Origin of the sequence: Rhodococcus sp. NPDC060090 (genome assembly GCF_042729855.1) — a bacterium.
Classification (GTDB): domain Bacteria; phylum Actinomycetota; class Actinomycetes; order Mycobacteriales; family Mycobacteriaceae; genus Rhodococcus.
On the sequence record NZ_JBHWXB010000005.1, the window covers coordinates 1 to 15,605 of the forward strand.

Here is a 15,605-nt window from a genome sequence, read left to right on the forward strand (position 1 = left end):
GTCTTCGCGCGCCGGGCCGGGCCGCCGCCCTCGGCCTGCTTGTCGCTGGGCCCCTTGCGGCCCTTGGGCTCCCAGTGGTCGCCCACCTTCTCGAACTCGTGCTTGACCGCCGCTCGTGTACGTCGGAATCAGCCTCGGTACGGCTCCGCGGAAGTCAGCGTCACCTTCATCTTCTTGCCGTTGGGCAGCGCGTATTCGCGAGTCTCGCCGACCTTGGCCTCGATGAGGGCCTTGCCGAGCGGGGAGCTGGGCGAGTACGTCTCGAGCTCACTGTTGCGCGCGCCCTCTTCGCGGGTCGCGATGAGGAACGTTTCCTTGTCGGACTCGTCGCCGTCGTAGTACACCGTGACGACCGAACCGGGCAGCGCGACACCGGACTGCGTGGGTGCGACGCCGACCTTCGCGGCACTCAGCAACTCCTGCAGCTGACGGATGCGTGCTTCCTGCTGACCCTGCTCTTCGCGGGCGGCGTGGTAACCGCCATTTTCCTTGAGGTCACCCTCTTCACGCCGCTCGTTGATTTCGGCCGCGATGACGGGACGATTGGCAATGAGTTGGTCCAGTTCCGCCTTGAGACGGTCGTGGGACTCCTGCGTCAGCCAGGTAGCCTGGGTCTCGGTCATCATCGATCACTTCCTTCGGGTTGGAGCCCCCGGCTCCGTGGACAAGTCGTGCATACGCAACGACCGCAACAGCACGACCCTCGTCGTTCCCCCTGTAATGCGGTGAACGGGGTCGCACTGTCTCTGATGCAGCAATACACGGCCCCAATGGGTGGAACCGTGTATCCGCATATTCTAGCACCAGTGCGGGGTCGTGCACGGAAGTTGCAGTACAACCCCGGTGTGGACCGCACTGTGGTCAGGGTGTGTGCAGGTATTCCGGAACGTTGAAGCTGCAGCCGTACCCGTCGCCCATGCCCGGGCGCTGTGATGTCTTGACCGTCGAATCCAGTACCACCGTCGATGTCTCCGACGCGGGGACGAAGATTTCACGCCGACCTGTTTCGCTGCCGTCCCGCGATCGCGCACGAACGATGCACACCGCTTCCTGCGACGGGTCCTGGCGCGTGACCGACAACTTGATATCGAGGGTGTCGTCGTCGATGACCTCGAACGCGACCACTTCGTACTCGATCTCGGCGGGCCCGAACTGCTGGAACATCACGAATCCCAGCCCGATCCCCGCGATGACGCCCATAGCCGTGAACCCCCACTTCCTGCCGCGGGTCGTCCGTGTCTTCGACGGATATCTCGCGCTGCGGCGAGGTTCTTCTGGAGTGTCGGTCATCATATTCTTTCGTGCCAGGGCCGAAGTTCGGGTGCTCCCGTGGGGCCACGGCTGACGGAGGAGTTGTCAGGTGGAACTATAGGGGAGGGATCCGAACGGCCCGCACCGGCGGTAGCTGTCCGGTCCCGAGACGTACACGACGGTGAGGTGGAGGAAACACGTGAGCGGACTACGGCTCATGGCCGTGCATGCCCATCCCGATGACGAGTCGAGCAAGGGTGCCGCCACTACGGCCCGCTACGCGGCGGAGGGGCACGACGTGCTCGTCGTGACCCTGACAGGCGGCGAACGAGGAGACATCCTCAATCCTGCGATGGACGTGCCCGGTATCCGGGACCGCATGCCCGAGGTGCGTCGCGAGGAGATGGCGACCGCGGCCCGTCACCTCGGGGTGCAGCATCGCTGGCTCGGCTTCGTCGACTCAGGGCTTCCGGAAGGCGACCCCAAGCCGCCGCTGCCCGAGGGGTGCTTCGCGGTGGTGCCGCTCGACGAGCCCACCCGCAAGCTCGTCGAGGCCATCCGGGAGTTCCGCCCCCATGTCATGACCACCTACGACGAGAACGGTGGCTACCCGCACCCCGATCACATCCGTTGCCACGAGGTGTCGATGGCGGCGTACGACGCGGCAGCCGACCCGAACTACCACCCCGAGCTCGGCGAGCCGTGGGAAGTGCAGAAGGTCTACTTCTCGCACGGCTTCATCCGTAAGCGCATCGAACTGTTCCGCGACGAGTACGAACGTCGCGGCGAGCCGTTCCCGATGGAGGAGTGGCTCAGCCGCTGGCGCACCGAGCAGGGCGATCTCATGGCACGGGTCACCACCCAGATAACCTGTGGTGACTACTTCCCGAATCGCGACGATGCGCTTCGGGCTCACGCCACTCAGATCGATCCGAACGGGTCGTTCTTCGCGGTGCCGCTGGATATCCAGCAGAAGGTGTGGCCGACCGAGGAGTTCGAGTTGGCAAAGACCCGCGTCACCACGAAGATCCCCGAATCGGATCTGTTCGCGGGTATCGAGGACGGACAGGTGAGATGACGTTAGGCACGCTGGCAATCGAGGTTCTCGCGCAGGCACCCGCCGGCCCGGAGTTCGGTAAGGCGTCGCCCCTCGGCCTCGCGCTGGTCCTCTTGCTGCTGGTCGCCATCGTTCTGCTCATCTGGAACATGAACAAGCGACTCAGCAATCTTCCCGAGACCTTCGAGCCGGAAAGCCCCGAGGCCGATCAGGCCGCCGACGAGGGCACCGACCGTGGCGCCGCCGTAGCCGACGCCGCTCCGGCAGACGAGAGCACTGCACAGGCGAACGGAACCGAGGAGAACGGGCGGCACACCACCCCCGGCACGAACTGATCGCACGTAGCGTGGGGGAATGGCGAACAGGCTTGCCGGCTCCCTCAGTCCGTACCTGCGTCAGCACGCCGACAACCCCGTGCATTGGCAGGAGTGGGGTAGCGACGCGCTTGCCGAGGCCCGCGACCGCGACGTGCCGATTCTCCTGTCCATCGGTTACGCGGCATGCCATTGGTGCCATGTCATGGCGCACGAATCGTTCGAGGACGACGCCACCGCGGCGGTGATGAACACAAATTTCGTGTGCATCAAGGTCGACCGGGAAGAACGCCCCGACCTCGACGCGGTGTACATGAACGCCACGATTGCGATGACAGGGCAGGGCGGATGGCCCATGACGTGCTTCCTCACTCCCGACGGGGAGCCGTTCTACTGCGGGACGTACTACCCGAGCGCGCCGCGCGGTGGCATGCCGTCGTTCACCCAGCTGCTCGGCGCGATCACCGACACATGGCGCCACCGCCGCGACGACGTCGCGAAGGCCGCGGCCGCGATCGTCGCCGAACTCCAGCGCAGCAGCGGCGGACTTCCCCCGGGCGCTCGCACGGTAGATCCGCAACTTCTCGACGCGGCGGCAGCGGCGGTCGCGGTCGACGAGGACAGGGTTCACGGCGGTTTCGGGGGCGCACCGAAATTCCCGCCGTCGAACCTGCTCGAAGGTCTGCTGCGCGGGTACGAACGCACCGGGGCATCGGAGACTCTGGGGCTCGTGGAACGCACCGCAGAGGCCATGGCGCGCGGCGGCATCCACGACCAGCTCGGCGGCGGATTCGCGCGTTACAGCGTCGATTCGGGTTGGGTAGTGCCCCATTTCGAGAAGATGCTCTACGACAACGCGCTGCTCCTGCGCGTGTACGCGCATCTCGCCCGGATCACCGATTCGCCGGTGCCGCGTCGCGTGACGGAAGGCATCGTCGAATTCCTGTTCCGCGACCTGCGCACCGACGAAGGGTGCTTCGCGTCGGCGCTCGATGCCGACACCGACGGTGTCGAAGGGCTCACCTACGCGTGGACGCCGCAGCAACTCGTCGCTGTCCTCGGCGACGAGGACGGCGCGTGGGCAGCGGAGCTGTTCGCCGTCACCGAGGCCGGAACCTTCGAGTCGGGTACCTCGGTCCTGCAGTTACCGGCCGATCCGGCCGAGCCCGAGCGCTTCGACACCGTGTGTGCCCGGTTGTTCGCTGCCAGGCAGGACCGACCGCAGCCGGGTCGCGACGACAAGGTCGTCACCGCATGGAACGGGATGGCGGTCACGGGTCTCGTCGAGGCAGGTCTTGCCCTGGGCCGGCCGGACTGGATCGACGCCGCCGCGACGTGCGCTCGCGCACTGCTGAATCTGCACCTGGTCGAGGGCCGCCTGCGACGTACATCGCTCGGGGGATCGGTGGGAACGCCCGCTGGTGTTCTCGACGACCACGGCGCCCTGATCACCGCACTTCTCGCGCTGTATCAGGCGACGGGGGATGCGCATTGGCTCGAACCGGCCCGGACACTGGCGGATCTCGCGCTCACCCACTTCGCCGATCCCGATCGGCCGGGTAGCTGGTTCGATACCGCCCACGACGCTCAACAGCTCGTGGCGCGGCCGCGCGACCCGGTCGACGGCGCGACACCGTCCGGCGCCTCGCTGATCACCGAGGCGATGCTCTCGCTGGCCGCGGTGGTCGACGACGGTGCCCGCTACGCGGAGGCCGCGCGCGCGTCGTTGAGCGATGCGTCGCTCCTGCTCGAACGGGCTCCACGTTCGGCGGGTCACTGGCTCACCGTCGCAGAGGCTGCGGTGCGCGGTCCGATCCAGGTGGCCGTCGTGGGCGGGGGAGAGTTGCTCGAGGTCGCCCGACGCCGCGCGCCGGGCGGGTCGCTCGTCGTCGGCGGCGACCCGGAGTCGTCTGCGCTCTTCGCCGACCGGCCTCTGGTCGACGGGGCGCCGGCCGCGTACGTCTGTCGGGGATTCGTCTGTGATCGACCGGTCACGTCGGTGCCCAAATTGCGCGAGGCGCTGGCTGCCCGCTGACTGCTGCCCCCGCGGTCACGGCCAGACCAGGGAGCTGCGCGCTCCGAGGAAGTCCCCCTCGCTGGTCACCGGTGCTTCGAGCAGTCCCGCACAGGCGTCGATGAGGAAGTTCGCGAAGCCGGTCCAGTTGGGCTCGGCCTGCTCGGTGCCGAGTCGCTCCTCGTAGTCGGCGCAGAGGTCGGTGACGATGCGACCGAGGATCCACGACCGGCCGGTGAGTACCGACGACGGGATCTCGGTGAGCAGCGCGCGTATGCGTTGGATGAGTTCGTCCACGACCGGATCGGCCGTGATGGTGCCGGCCACGGTCTCGGCAATCGACGGGACGCTTCGCATCTGGCGGAGGAATCGCGCACGCCAACCAGGGATCGGCATCGACGCCAGTTGGTCGGTGAACGGAACGATGAGGCAGGTCAACAGATCTCGTAGGCCCGAGTCCGGGCCGAGCATCGCGAGGAGTTCCCGCCGCCGGGCATAGGTGTCGTCGGAGAATCGGTGCAACAGGGCGCGGATGAGTTCGTCGCGGCTGCCGAAATGGTAGTTCACCGCGGAGTGGTTGGAGTTGCCGGCGTGCTCCGCGATGCGACGGTTCGATACCGCGTCGATGCCGTGCTCGGCGAAGAGTTGTTCCGCGGAGTCGAGCAGAGCCTGCCGAACCCGATCGCCGTAGCTGCCCATGCCCGCTTCCGTCGCTTTCTCGAGTCGGTCGAACATCTCCGCCGGGGTGGGACGAAGGTCACCAGTCTTGCATCTTGGAGGATTTAAGACACTTAGCGTAACATTTTTAAGTCACACAACGTAATTATTCGAGGAGTATTCGCCATGTCCACATCGACCCTCGAGGAACCCACAGGCGGACCGCCGGGCGACGGCGAGCCGTCCGAAGCCGACCTTGCTCGTGCCCGCAAGGAAGAAATCGGCCGATACGTCGCGATCTTCGTCATGCCCTTCCTGATGGTCGGAATGATGATCACCGGGTATCTCGCCGCGATGCACGCCCCGGCGCCGAACAACATGCCGATCGCCGTGGCCGGGTCGACCGAGCAGGCCGTCCAGTTCGCTCGCACGCTCGAGGACGCCGATCCCGATGCCGTGGACGTTCGGGTCGTATCCACGGCCGACGAAGCGCGCGACCTCGTCTTCAGCCGTGAGGTTGCGGGCGCGGTGTCGCTGTCGGATGCCGGGACCGCCACGGTCTACACCGCGGGTGCCGCGGGTGCCTCTCAGTCGTCCACCGTCACCGGCCTGCTGGCGCCACAGGTGATCGGTCAAGGGCTCGATCTGGTCGCCGAAGATCTGGCGCCGCTACCCGGCAACGACACCGCAGGTCTTGCTGCAATGTTCATGGCCACGGGGCTGATGCTTGCGGGTTACATGCCGTGGAGCATCACGTTGTCGAACTCACCCGAATTGCTACGCACGCGCCGTGCGGTTCCGCTCCTCGCTGGTTGGTCCGCGCTCATCTCCGCGCTCGTGTGGTTCATCGCAGGCCCGGTGCTCGGTGCCATCGAGGGGCATACCGCTGCGATCCTGGGAATCTCCTGGCTCGCGGTATTCGCCGTGGGCTCGGTGCAGCTGTTCCTGACCAAGATCTTCGGTCCGATGGCCGTGCTCGTCGGCATGCTCTTCATCATGGTGCTCGGCGTTCCCGCGTCCAACATGGGCATGTCGATCTACACGTTGCCCTCGCTCTACACGACGTTGCATGCCTTCCTGCCGACGGCGGCGACCGGTGAGGCCATTCGCTCCGTCCTGTACTTCGACGGTGACGGACTCGGTTCGAATGTCCTCGTCCTGGTGCTCGGTGCAGTGCTCGCGCTCGCCGCGATCCTCGGTGTCGATGCGATCAAACGCAAGCGCAACCCCGATGGAGGCGACCCGGAGATCACGGTGGCCTCACTCACCGCAGGCCCGCGCCCCGAGCGCACTTGGGTCCGCTACCTCACCCTCGGGTTCTTCCCGCTCGCGATGGTCGTCATGATGTTCTCGATCATGCTCGGCGCGATGTACCAGCCGGCGCCGCGCGAGATGCCCGTCACCGTGGTGGCCGCGACGATGGAGCAGGCCGAGCAGACCGTGGCCGGACTCGAGCAGAACATGACCGGACTGTTCGAGCTGACCGCGTCCGACTCCGTCGACGAAGCGAGCGCCGCCGTTGCGGACCGCAGCGTTGTCGCCGCATACGTGCTGCCTTCGGTCGAGTCGCCGACGGCGACGCTGATCACCAGTCAGGCCGCAGGCATGAGCCAGCAGCAGGTGGTGGCGATGACGTTCGAGCAGGTCTCTGCGGGAAGGCAGGTGCCGCTCACCACGGAAGATCTTGCGCCGCTCCCTGACTCCGACACCATGGGCACGGTCACGATGTATGTCGCGATGGGCTGGATCATGGCCGGGTTCATGCTTGCGGTCGTGGGCAACAGTGCCGCTCCGGCGGCCATGCGGTTGAAGAAGCTGCTCCCGATCGCAGCCGGGTTCTCGGTGTTCATGTCGCTTGTCGTATGGGTGATCGCCGATCCTCTCACCGGCGCCCTCGACGGACACTTCCTGCAGCTGTTCGGTACCGGAATCGTCGCGATCTTCTGCACGGCGATGTTCTCCACGCTGCTCACCAGGTTGTTCGGGATGCTCGCGGTCATCCCCGCCGTCGCGATCCTGATGTTCCTGGGTGTGCCGGCGTCGAACGGTGCGATGTCGGTCTACATGAGCCCGGAGATCTTCCGCGTGCTGCACGACATCCTGCCGATGCCCGCGGCCGTCGAGTCGATTCGATCGATCGTGTACTTCGGTGCAGATTCCGTGGGCACCCATCTGGTGACGTTCGCGATCTGGGGTGTCGTCTCGCTCCTGGGAGTGATCGCGATCGACATCGTGCGTGGCCGGAAGAAGCCGGAGGGTTCAGTGACCGCAGAAGATGCGGTCGACGTCTCCTAGGAACCGGCGACCGGCGCGAGCATCAGCGACGGCGACTCGATGCCACTGGAATCGAATGCTTCGAGTACCGCGCCGGTAAGTGCACGCCGGACGGCCCACTGCTTGCCTGCCCGCACCCGCACGGTGAGGCGCAGGGTGACCGCGCCTGCCGTCACCGAGTTCACTCCGAGCAACTCCGGCTTCTCCAGAATGAATGCCATGAGGTCGTCACGCTCGACCGTGTCCAGCACCGCCCTGAAGGCGACCTGCTGGGCACGGTCGACGTTTGCGGTGGGGGCGACGGGTACGTCGACGACTGCGACCGCGTGGCCCTGACTCATGTTGCCGACGCGCAGGATCTCCCCGTTGCGGCAGTACCAGAGGGTGCCGTCGATGTCGCGAATGGTGGTCACGCGGAGCCCGACGGATTCGACCGTGCCGATCGCGTCGCCCACATCGACCACGTCACCCACACCATATTGGTCCTCGAGCAGCATGAACATGCCGGAGATGAAATCCCGGACGAGGTTCTGAGCGCCGAAACCGAGCGCGACACCGGCGATGCCGGCCGATGCGATGAACGGTGCGACGTTGAACCCGAGCGTCGCGAGGGTCTGTAACACGACCCAGGCGAGCACCACGATCGAGACGCCCGATTTGAACACCGAACCGATGGTCTGCGCCCGCTGGGCGCGACGTTCGCGCACGGCCGGGTCGCCCATACCGACACCGTTCCTGGCCGCACGTTCTTGGAGCGGTCGCAGGATCGATCGTTTGATACTGCTGTCCTCGTCGACCGTAGGTCGCGGCTTGGTCATGCGATCGATCATCTTGTGCAGCACATAGCGCAGAAGCACCGCCACGACGATGTAGCTCAAAATCGTCAGCGGACGGTCGATCAGCCAGTCGCGGTGGGTGTCGGTCAATTCGAAGGACAGGAGCGAGATAGACATCCCCTCGATGTTATCAATCCGTGATCATCGCTGCCAGGGGCGATGCTCAGGCGAAGACGACGAGCCACACCGCCACCGCATGACACAGTGCCGCGATCACGGTCGCCGCGTGGAAGAACTCGTGATGTCCGAACGTCGAGGGCCACGGATCGGGCCACTTCGTCGCGTACAGGATCGCTCCGCCGCTGTAGAACAGACCGCCGACGAGGAGCAGGATCATCGGCGCGACACCCGCCTCGGCCACGAGATCGCCGGCAACGGGGACGATCGCCCAACCGAGTAACAGGTAGAGCGGTACGCCCACCCATCGCGGTGCTGTCGGCCACAGCATCTTCAGCGCGACACCGGCCGCCGCTCCCGCCCACACGATCGCCAGGAGGGTTCGTCCGGTCTCGGGTGGGAGGGCCAGCGTCGCGAACGGTGTGTAACTGCCCGCGATGAACACGAAGATCATCGAATGGTCGGCGCGCTTCATCCACATCCGGTGTCGGGGATCGGTCCAGTGGACGCGGTGGTACAGGGCGCTGACGCCGAAGACGCCGCACACCGTGATGCTGTAGATCGCGGTCGGCCAGGTTGCAGCGGGATGCGTCGCTGCGGCGACGCTCACCAGGACGATGCCCGCGACCACGGCGGCCCCGAATGCCCAGAGATGGAGCCACCCGCGCATGCGGGGTTTGACGGGCAGTTCGTCGATTCCGAAGACCGTCATATGCGTGGACCCTTCCCGACCGGCCGGTAACCTACGGTTACGTAGGTTTGGTGACGTCAGGCTACCGGGACGTGGGCGGGGCGCGCGAGTGTTGTTGCCCACCGACGCAAACCGCGACAACCCGTGGGCGTAATGTGACTCACGTGGTGATGACGCGGTGAGGCTCAGCGGCGTGCTGTACGGGCTCTACGAACGGCGGCTGCTCAGGGAGCTCGAGGGTGCGCGCCACCCACGACACGTCGCGGTGATGTGCGACGGCAACCGCCGATGGGCCCGGGAGAACGGGTTCACGGACGTCGCTCACGGCCATCGCATGGGCGCCCGCAAGATCGCCGAATTGCTGAGCTGGTGCGACGCCGCGGGCATCGAGACCGCGACGATCTATCTGCTCTCCACCGAGAATCTGAGTCGCGACCCCGAGGAGCTCGATGCGCTGCTCGAGATCATCGCCGACGTCGTCGAAGAGATCTCGGCGCCGGATCAGAACTGGAGCGTGAAGATCGTCGGCACCCCCGAATTGCTGCCGGACGATCACGCGACACGGTTGCGTGAGGCCGCCGCAGGGACGGCCGGTCGGACCGGCACACACGTCAACGTCGCAGTCGGATACGGCGGCCGGCAGGAGATCGTCGACGCGGTGCAGGCGCTGCTGCGCAAGAAGCAGGCAGAAGGACTGTCGGGTGACGCACTGATCGACGCGGTCACCGTCGCCGACGTCGACAGTCACCTCTACACCTCGGGGCAACCCGACCCGGATCTCGTCATCCGCACCTCCGGCGAGCAGCGCCTCTCCGGCTTTCTGCTCTGGCAGAGCGCGTACTCGGAGATCTGGTTCACCGAGGCGTACTGGCCCGAGTTCCGGCGGGTCGACTTCCTCCGCGCACTCCGTGACTTCGCGGCGCGGCACCGCCGTTTCGGGGTTTGACCGGGTCAGATTTTACGCAACCGAAGCCGGTTGATGGAGTGGTTGGCGTCTTTGCGCAGCACGAGGGTCGCCCGCGGCCGGGTGGGAAGAATGTTGTCCACCAGGTTCGGCAGGTTGATCGAATGCCACAGCTCCTTCGCCGCGCTCATCGCGTCGCGATCCGACAGTCCGGCGTAGTGGTGGAAATGCGCATCAGGGTTCGAGAACGAGGTCTTCCTCAGCGCGAGAAACCTGTCGACGTACCACTTCTCGATGTCCTCGATTCGGGCGTCGACGTAGATCGAGAAGTCGAACAGGTCCGACACCATCAGGCGGGGGCCGGTCTGCAGAACGTTGAGCCCCTCGATGATGAGGATGTCGGGCTGGCGCACCACGTGGTACTGACCAGGCATGACGTCGTACGAGATGTGTGAATAGAGCGGGGCTGCAACCTCTTCGGCCCCCGACTTGACCTCGGTGACGAAGCGCAGCAGCTTCCGCCGGTCGTAGCTCTCCGGGAAACCCTTCCGATGCATGATGTTCCGGCGGATCAGTTCCTTCGACGGATACAGGAATCCGTCGGTGGTCACCAGATCGACCCGGGGGTGATGCTCCCATCGCGCCAGCAGTGCCTGGAGCACGCGCGCGGTGGTGGATTTGCCGACGGCGACCGAACCCGCGACGCCGATCACGAACGGCACCTGGCGGTCGGGGTGTTTCTCTCCGAGGAAGGTCGCAGTCGCCGCGAACAGCCGCTGCCGCGCTGCGACCTGGAGGTGGATCAGGCGAGCGAGAGGCAGGTACACCTCGGCGACCTCGACGAGGTCGATCTGCTCACCGAGTCCGCGCAGACCCACCAGTTCGTCCTCGGTGAGTACGAGTGGGGTGGACTTGCGGAGTGTCCGCCACTGCTTGCGGTCGAACTCGACGTACGGGCTGGGTTCGCTCAGGCGCGCCATCGGCACGTCCCTCCGACGACGCACATCCCGTCGATGCGGCCCTTGGGTGGGTCGTGGCGCTGCGTGTCCATGCAGGGGATTGTGCTCGCTGACACAGAATGATGCGTCGCCGGGGTCCCCGCGCGCAGCGGAACTGCGCGTCGCCTCACCGGGGGAGCGACTAGGGTTGCCGGGTATGGGATCGGACGCATTCGTACAGGAATACCTGCTGCTCGGGCTGGCTTTCGACCGTCTCGAAGAAGGATTCGTCGACGCCTACACAGGCGACCCCGAGTTACGCCGTCGAACGGAGAACGCGCCCGCGCCGGTGCCTCGTGATTTATCCCACATTGCGCAGAGGCTCCGCGACGAGCTTCCGGCCGCGGGACTCTCGGACGAGCGAACCCGATTCCTCGATGCTCACCTGCGCGCTCTGGACTGCTCCGCCCGCACCTTCGCGGGCGACGGCATCGGTTTCGTCGACGAGGTCGAGGCCTACTTCGACGTGCATATCGAGCCAGGCAACGAGGACGACTACCGCGACGCGCATCGTCGCCTCGACGCGCTTCTGCCCGGCGGGGAGCCGCTGGCAGAACGGCTGCAGGCCTATCGCAAGGCCGAGGTGATCCCGGCCGACCGGCTCGAAGAATGCGTCGAGGCGTTCTCGAGCGCGCTCCGCGACAAGGTCCGCGCCGTCTATCCGCTGCCCGAGACCGAGCGCGTCGAATACGAGGTGGTCGGCGACAAGCCGTGGTCCGGTTTCAACTACTACCTCGGCGACTACCGGTCGCGGGTGGCGATCAACTCCGATCTCGAACAGCAGATGTCGAATCTGCCGCGCCTGATCGCGCATGAGGCCTACCCCGGGCACCACACCGAACACTGTCGGAAGGAAGCGGGCCTCGTCGCCGACGGGCAGGGCGAGCAGACGCTGTTCCTCGTCAACACCCCGCAGTGCCTCATGGCCGAGGGGCTCGCCGATCTCGCACTCGAGGCGATCGTCGGGCCCGGGTGGGGGCTCTGGGCGCAGGAGATCTACGCGGACCTGGGTCTGCGATTCGACGGAGAACTCGCCGAGGCTCTGGGGGAGGCGTCCGCTGGGCTGCTGTCCGTCCGTCAGGATGCAGCGCTGCTCCTGCACGACCGTGGGCGCAGCCACGACGAGGTCGCCGCGTTCCTGCAGCGCTGGACGCTGGCGAGCCCGGAGCGTGCCCGGCAATCGCTGCGGTTCCTGTCATCGCCCCTGTGGCGCGCGTACATCAGCACCTACGTCGAGGGCTACCGGCTGCTCGGTGGCTGGCTCGCCCAGGCCCCGGTGGGCGTGGAGCGTGCCGAGCGGTTCCGCCGACTGCTGGACGAACCGCTCGTGCCGAGCTCACTGCGGTGACCTCGATCACCTGCGGGGACCGGGTTCCTCGGAGCGGGGTGCGGTTCGTAGACTGGAGGTCGTATCCTGCCGCCCTCAGCTTGGAGAATCCTCGTGACAACTGTGCCCGGCACTGACGTCAACACCGCTTCGCTCGCCGATCTCGACCCGGAGGTCGCGCAGGCGATGGCCGGCGAGTTGGCTCGTCAGCGCGACACCCTCGAGATGATCGCGTCGGAGAACTTCGTGCCGCGCGCGGTGCTGCAGGCTCAGGGCAGTGTGCTGACCAACAAGTACGCAGAGGGCTACCCCGGTCGCCGCTACTACGGCGGCTGCGAGCACGTCGACGTCGTCGAGGACCTCGCCCGCAACCGCGCGAAGGAACTGTTCGGCGCCGAGTTCGCCAACGTGCAGCCGCACTCGGGCGCGCAGGCCAACGCGGCGGTGCTGATGGCGCTCATGACGCCGGGGGAGAAGCTCCTCGGTCTCGACCTCGCGCATGGCGGCCACCTCACGCACGGCATGAAGCTCAACTTCTCCGGCAAGTTGTACGACGTCGCGTCCTACGGTGTCAGCAAGGACGATCACCGCATCGACATGGACGAGGTCCGCGACATCGCGCTTCGTGAGAAGCCGAAGGTCATCGTCGCCGGCTGGTCGGCGTACCCGCGGCAGCAGGATTTTGCGGCCTTCCGGGCGATCGCCGACGAGGTCGGGGCCTACCTGTGGGTCGACATGGCGCACTTCGCCGGCCTGGTCGCTGCGGGTCTGCACCCGTCGCCCGTTCCGTACGCCGACGTCGTGTCCACGACCGTGCACAAGACCCTCGGTGGGCCCCGCTCCGGCCTGATCCTCGCCAAGAAGGAGTGGGCCAAGAAGCTCAACTCCGCGGTGTTCCCCGGCCAGCAGGGCGGCCCGCTCATGCATGCGATCGCCGCGAAGGCCGTCGCGCTGAAGATCGCCGCGGGCGAGGAGTTCAAGGACCGCCAGCAGCGCACGCTGTCGGGCGCTCGCATTCTCGCCGAGCGGCTGTCGCAGGCCGATGTGGCCGACAAGGGCATCTCCGTCCTGACCGGCGGCACCGACGTCCACCTGGCTCTCGTCGACCTGCGTCACTCGCAGCTCGACGGACAGCAGGGCGAGGACGCGCTGCACGAGGTCGGTATCACCGTCAACCGCAATGCGGTGCCGTTCGATCCGCGCCCGCCGATGACCACCTCGGGCCTGCGCATCGGCACCCCGGCGCTCGCAACCCGCGGTTTCGGCGACGAGCAGTTCACCGAGGTCGCTGACATCATCGCGCAGACCCTCATCGGTGGCGCCGACCTCGATGCGTTGCGTTCCCGCGTGAGCAAGCTGGCGCAGGACATCCCGCTGTACGAGGGCCTGGAGGACTGGCCCCTGATCTGAGTTTCGCAGGCCGGGTTGCCGGTCTCGATCCGTCTTTCTCGTGAGCCCGGTCCGCACCGAATTCGGTGCGGACCGGGCTCACGTCGTATCTCGTTGGGGCCGTGAGTGTCGGCGACTGTCGGCGGCGGCGCTGCCGTGATGTCATGCAGGCGGAACAGCTGCGTTCATCCGAACTTCACCGACACGCCTCATCGCTAGCAAGCGCACAGAGCGCGTCGGGGTTAGCGTCGATGGTGTAGACGGTGCAGTGCCGGCTACACGGGAGGTCCCTGATCGTGCGGAAGAACAGTCCGAGCGAGGGGCCGGCACCCGGCCCTCGTGTCCGTGAGGACCGCCAGGGAACGACCGGCCACCGAACAATCTGCGCTGTGTCGCGCAGGTCGAGGAGCCTCACGTGAACGCAACACGCTCCGTCCCAGCTGTACGCACCTACGTGCTGGACACTTCCGTATTGCTCTCCGACCCGTGGGCGGTCACGAGATTCGCCGAACACGAAGTCGTGCTTCCCCTGGTGGTGATCGGCGAACTCGAAGGCAAGCGCCACCACCACGAACTCGGATGGTTCGCGCGGGAGTCACTGCGGTTGCTCGACGACCTGCGGCAGCGACACGGTCGGCTCGACCGCCCGATCCCGGTCGGCGACGCCGGTGGGATGCTGCACGTGGAACTCAACCACACCGATCCGATGGTCCTGCCCTCCGGCTTCCGAACCGACTCGAACGACTCGCGGATCCTCGCGTGCGCGATGAATCTCGCAGCGGAGGGTCGCGACGTCGTCCTCGTCAGCAAGGACACGCCGCTGCGGGTCAAGGCCGGTGCCGTCGGCCTGACCGCGGACGAATACCACGCGCAGGATGTGGTCACGTCGGGCTGGAGCGGCATGACCGAACTCGAGGTCGACAAGGCGCTCATCGACGAGTTGTTCGCCGGGGGCGTCGTCGACCTCGAGGCCGCCCGGGACCTGCCGTGTCATACCGGTATCCGGCTGCTGGGGGGATCGTCGAGCGCGCTCGGTCGCGTCACCGCCGACAAGCAGGTGCAGTTGGTGCGCGGAGACCGCGAGGCATTCGGTCTGCACGGCCGCTCCGCCGAGCAGCGGGTCGCGCTGGATCTGCTCCTCGACGAATCCGTCGGCATCGTGTCGCTGGGAGGTAAGGCCGGAACCGGCAAGTCGGCGCTGGCCCTCACGGCCGGCCTGGAGGCGGTGCTCGAGAAGCGCTCCCATCGCAAGGTTGTGGTGTTCCGGCCCCTCTACGCCGTCGGCGGTCAGGAACTCGGCTATCTCCCGGGGACCGAAGCCGAGAAGATGAATCCGTGGGGGCAGGCCGTGTTCGACACCCTCGAAGGGCTTGCGAGCCCACAGGTGATGGAGGAGGTCATGGCCCGCGGGATGCTGGAAGTGTTGCCGCTCACCCACATTCGCGGACGATCCCTGCACGACTCGTTCGTGATCGTCGACGAGGCGCAATCCCTCGAACGCAATGTGCTGCTGACGGTGCTGTCGCGGCTCGGTGCCGGGTCGCGGGTGGTGCTCACGCACGATGTCGCGCAACGAGACAACCTTCGTGTCGGGCGGTACGACGGGGTGGCGGCGGTGATCGAGAAGCTCAAGGGCCACCCGCTGTTCGCGCACATCACCTTGACCCGCAGTGAGCGGTCGCCGATAGCGGCGCTCGTGACCGAGATGCTCGAGGAGTTCGCGCCGGGCTCCTGAGTCATCGGCCGATGTCACCTTCAGTACGCGGAGATAGCTGA

The 15,605-nt window shown here is 66.4% G+C and carries 14 protein-coding genes and 1 pseudogene; 8 read left to right on the top strand and 7 right to left on the bottom strand.

Annotated features, from left to right (window positions below):
* The 3 genes and pseudogenes from ACFWCF_RS08200 to ACFWCF_RS08210 all read right to left on the bottom strand — a co-directional run.
* Positions 1 to 113, bottom strand: a pseudogene (locus ACFWCF_RS08200) (cation transport regulator ChaB); the annotation flags it as partial.
* Positions 114 to 128: 15 nt separating this feature from the next.
* On the bottom strand, positions 129 to 623 hold the full coding sequence (greA, locus tag ACFWCF_RS08205) for a transcription elongation factor GreA (protein ID WP_378490449.1): 495 nt from the start codon (positions 621 to 623) through the stop codon (positions 129 to 131).
* 238 nt (positions 624 to 861) lie between these two features.
* Entirely contained in the window at positions 862 to 1,293 is a 432-nt protein-coding gene (locus tag ACFWCF_RS08210; protein ID WP_378559488.1) for a DUF4307 domain-containing protein, read from the bottom strand.
* Positions 1,294 to 1,450: 157 nt separating this feature from the next.
* Between ACFWCF_RS08210 and mca the strand changes: the two genes are divergently transcribed.
* The 3 genes from mca to ACFWCF_RS08225 are packed head-to-tail and all read left to right on the top strand — an operon-like array spanning position 1,451 to position 4,657.
* Positions 1,451 to 2,329: a mycothiol conjugate amidase Mca gene (gene mca / locus ACFWCF_RS08215; RefSeq protein ID WP_378559492.1), complete on the top strand. Its 879-nt coding sequence runs from the start codon at positions 1,451 to 1,453 to the stop codon at positions 2,327 to 2,329.
* A complete protein-coding gene (locus tag ACFWCF_RS08220) occupies positions 2,326 to 2,643 on the top strand; it encodes a hypothetical protein (protein WP_378559495.1) in 318 nt (105 codons plus the stop codon). The genes mca and ACFWCF_RS08220 overlap by 4 nt, the downstream gene beginning before the upstream one ends.
* A gap of 19 nt (positions 2,644 to 2,662) precedes the next feature.
* Entirely contained in the window at positions 2,663 to 4,657 is a 1,995-nt protein-coding gene (locus ACFWCF_RS08225) for a thioredoxin domain-containing protein (RefSeq protein WP_378559498.1), read from the top strand.
* Positions 4,658 to 4,672: 15 nt separating this feature from the next.
* On the opposite strand, the gene ACFWCF_RS08230 is transcribed toward ACFWCF_RS08225, so the two are convergent.
* Positions 4,673 to 5,371, bottom strand: coding sequence for a TetR/AcrR family transcriptional regulator (locus ACFWCF_RS08230; RefSeq protein WP_378559501.1), 699 nt, complete (start codon positions 5,369 to 5,371; stop codon positions 4,673 to 4,675).
* A 108-nt stretch (positions 5,372 to 5,479) separates the two neighbouring features.
* Here ACFWCF_RS08230 and ACFWCF_RS08235 point away from each other — a divergent pair, with 108 nt between their 5' ends.
* The gene (locus ACFWCF_RS08235; protein WP_378559504.1) at positions 5,480 to 7,588 is read left to right on the top strand and encodes an ABC transporter permease; all 2,109 of its coding nucleotides are present in this window, start codon (positions 5,480 to 5,482) and stop codon (positions 7,586 to 7,588) included.
* Here ACFWCF_RS08235 and ACFWCF_RS08240 read toward each other — a convergent pair.
* The gene (locus ACFWCF_RS08240) at positions 7,585 to 8,520 is read right to left on the bottom strand and encodes a mechanosensitive ion channel family protein (RefSeq protein WP_378559507.1); all 936 of its coding nucleotides are present in this window, start codon (positions 8,518 to 8,520) and stop codon (positions 7,585 to 7,587) included. The genes ACFWCF_RS08235 and ACFWCF_RS08240 overlap by 4 nt on opposite strands.
* A gap of 46 nt (positions 8,521 to 8,566) precedes the next feature.
* Positions 8,567 to 9,232: a hemolysin III family protein gene (locus tag ACFWCF_RS08245; RefSeq protein WP_378559510.1), complete on the bottom strand. Its 666-nt coding sequence runs from the start codon at positions 9,230 to 9,232 to the stop codon at positions 8,567 to 8,569.
* Between the two features lie 157 nt (positions 9,233 to 9,389).
* Between ACFWCF_RS08245 and ACFWCF_RS08250 the strand changes: the two genes are divergently transcribed.
* A complete protein-coding gene (locus ACFWCF_RS08250; protein ID WP_378559513.1) occupies positions 9,390 to 10,157 on the top strand; it encodes an isoprenyl transferase in 768 nt (255 codons plus the stop codon).
* 5 nt (positions 10,158 to 10,162) lie between these two features.
* On the opposite strand, the gene coaA is transcribed toward ACFWCF_RS08250, so the two are convergent.
* Complete coding sequence (gene coaA, locus ACFWCF_RS08255; protein ID WP_378490359.1) at positions 10,163 to 11,095, bottom strand: type I pantothenate kinase; 933 nt, start codon at positions 11,093 to 11,095, stop codon at positions 10,163 to 10,165.
* 175 nt (positions 11,096 to 11,270) lie between these two features.
* On the opposite strand from coaA, the gene ACFWCF_RS08260 reads away from it, so the two are divergent.
* The 3 genes from ACFWCF_RS08260 to ACFWCF_RS08270 all read left to right on the top strand — a co-directional run bounded on the left by ACFWCF_RS08260 (position 11,271) and on the right by ACFWCF_RS08270 (position 15,564).
* Positions 11,271 to 12,461: a DUF885 domain-containing protein gene (locus ACFWCF_RS08260; RefSeq protein ID WP_378559515.1), complete on the top strand. Its 1,191-nt coding sequence runs from the start codon at positions 11,271 to 11,273 to the stop codon at positions 12,459 to 12,461.
* A 93-nt stretch (positions 12,462 to 12,554) separates the two neighbouring features.
* Positions 12,555 to 13,850: a serine hydroxymethyltransferase gene (gene glyA / locus ACFWCF_RS08265; RefSeq protein WP_378559518.1), complete on the top strand. Its 1,296-nt coding sequence runs from the start codon at positions 12,555 to 12,557 to the stop codon at positions 13,848 to 13,850.
* 394 nt (positions 13,851 to 14,244) lie between these two features.
* A complete protein-coding gene (locus ACFWCF_RS08270) occupies positions 14,245 to 15,564 on the top strand; it encodes a PhoH family protein (RefSeq protein ID WP_378559521.1) in 1,320 nt (439 codons plus the stop codon).
* Positions 15,565 to 15,605: the final 41 nt, after the last annotated feature.

What these genes read in the sequence shown, in the direction of transcription:
- greA (WP_378490449.1), bottom strand. Translation starts at nt 623, where the DNA reads ATGACCGAGACCCAGGCTACCTGGCTGACGCAGGAGTCCCACGACCGT.
- ACFWCF_RS08210 (WP_378559488.1), bottom strand. Translation starts at nt 1,293, where the DNA reads ATGATGACCGACACTCCAGAAGAACCTCGCCGCAGCGCGAGATATCCG.
- ACFWCF_RS08220 (WP_378559495.1), top strand. Translation starts at nt 2,326, where the DNA reads ATGACGTTAGGCACGCTGGCAATCGAGGTTCTCGCGCAGGCACCCGCC.
- ACFWCF_RS08225 (WP_378559498.1), top strand. Translation starts at nt 2,663, where the DNA reads ATGGCGAACAGGCTTGCCGGCTCCCTCAGTCCGTACCTGCGTCAGCAC.
- ACFWCF_RS08230 (WP_378559501.1), bottom strand. Translation starts at nt 5,371, where the DNA reads ATGTTCGACCGACTCGAGAAAGCGACGGAAGCGGGCATGGGCAGCTAC.
- ACFWCF_RS08235 (WP_378559504.1), top strand. Translation starts at nt 5,480, where the DNA reads ATGTCCACATCGACCCTCGAGGAACCCACAGGCGGACCGCCGGGCGAC.
- ACFWCF_RS08240 (WP_378559507.1), bottom strand. Translation starts at nt 8,520, where the DNA reads ATGTCTATCTCGCTCCTGTCCTTCGAATTGACCGACACCCACCGCGAC.
- ACFWCF_RS08245 (WP_378559510.1), bottom strand. Translation starts at nt 9,232, where the DNA reads ATGACGGTCTTCGGAATCGACGAACTGCCCGTCAAACCCCGCATGCGC.
- coaA (WP_378490359.1), bottom strand. Translation starts at nt 11,095, where the DNA reads ATGGCGCGCCTGAGCGAACCCAGCCCGTACGTCGAGTTCGACCGCAAG.
- ACFWCF_RS08260 (WP_378559515.1), top strand. Translation starts at nt 11,271, where the DNA reads ATGGGATCGGACGCATTCGTACAGGAATACCTGCTGCTCGGGCTGGCT.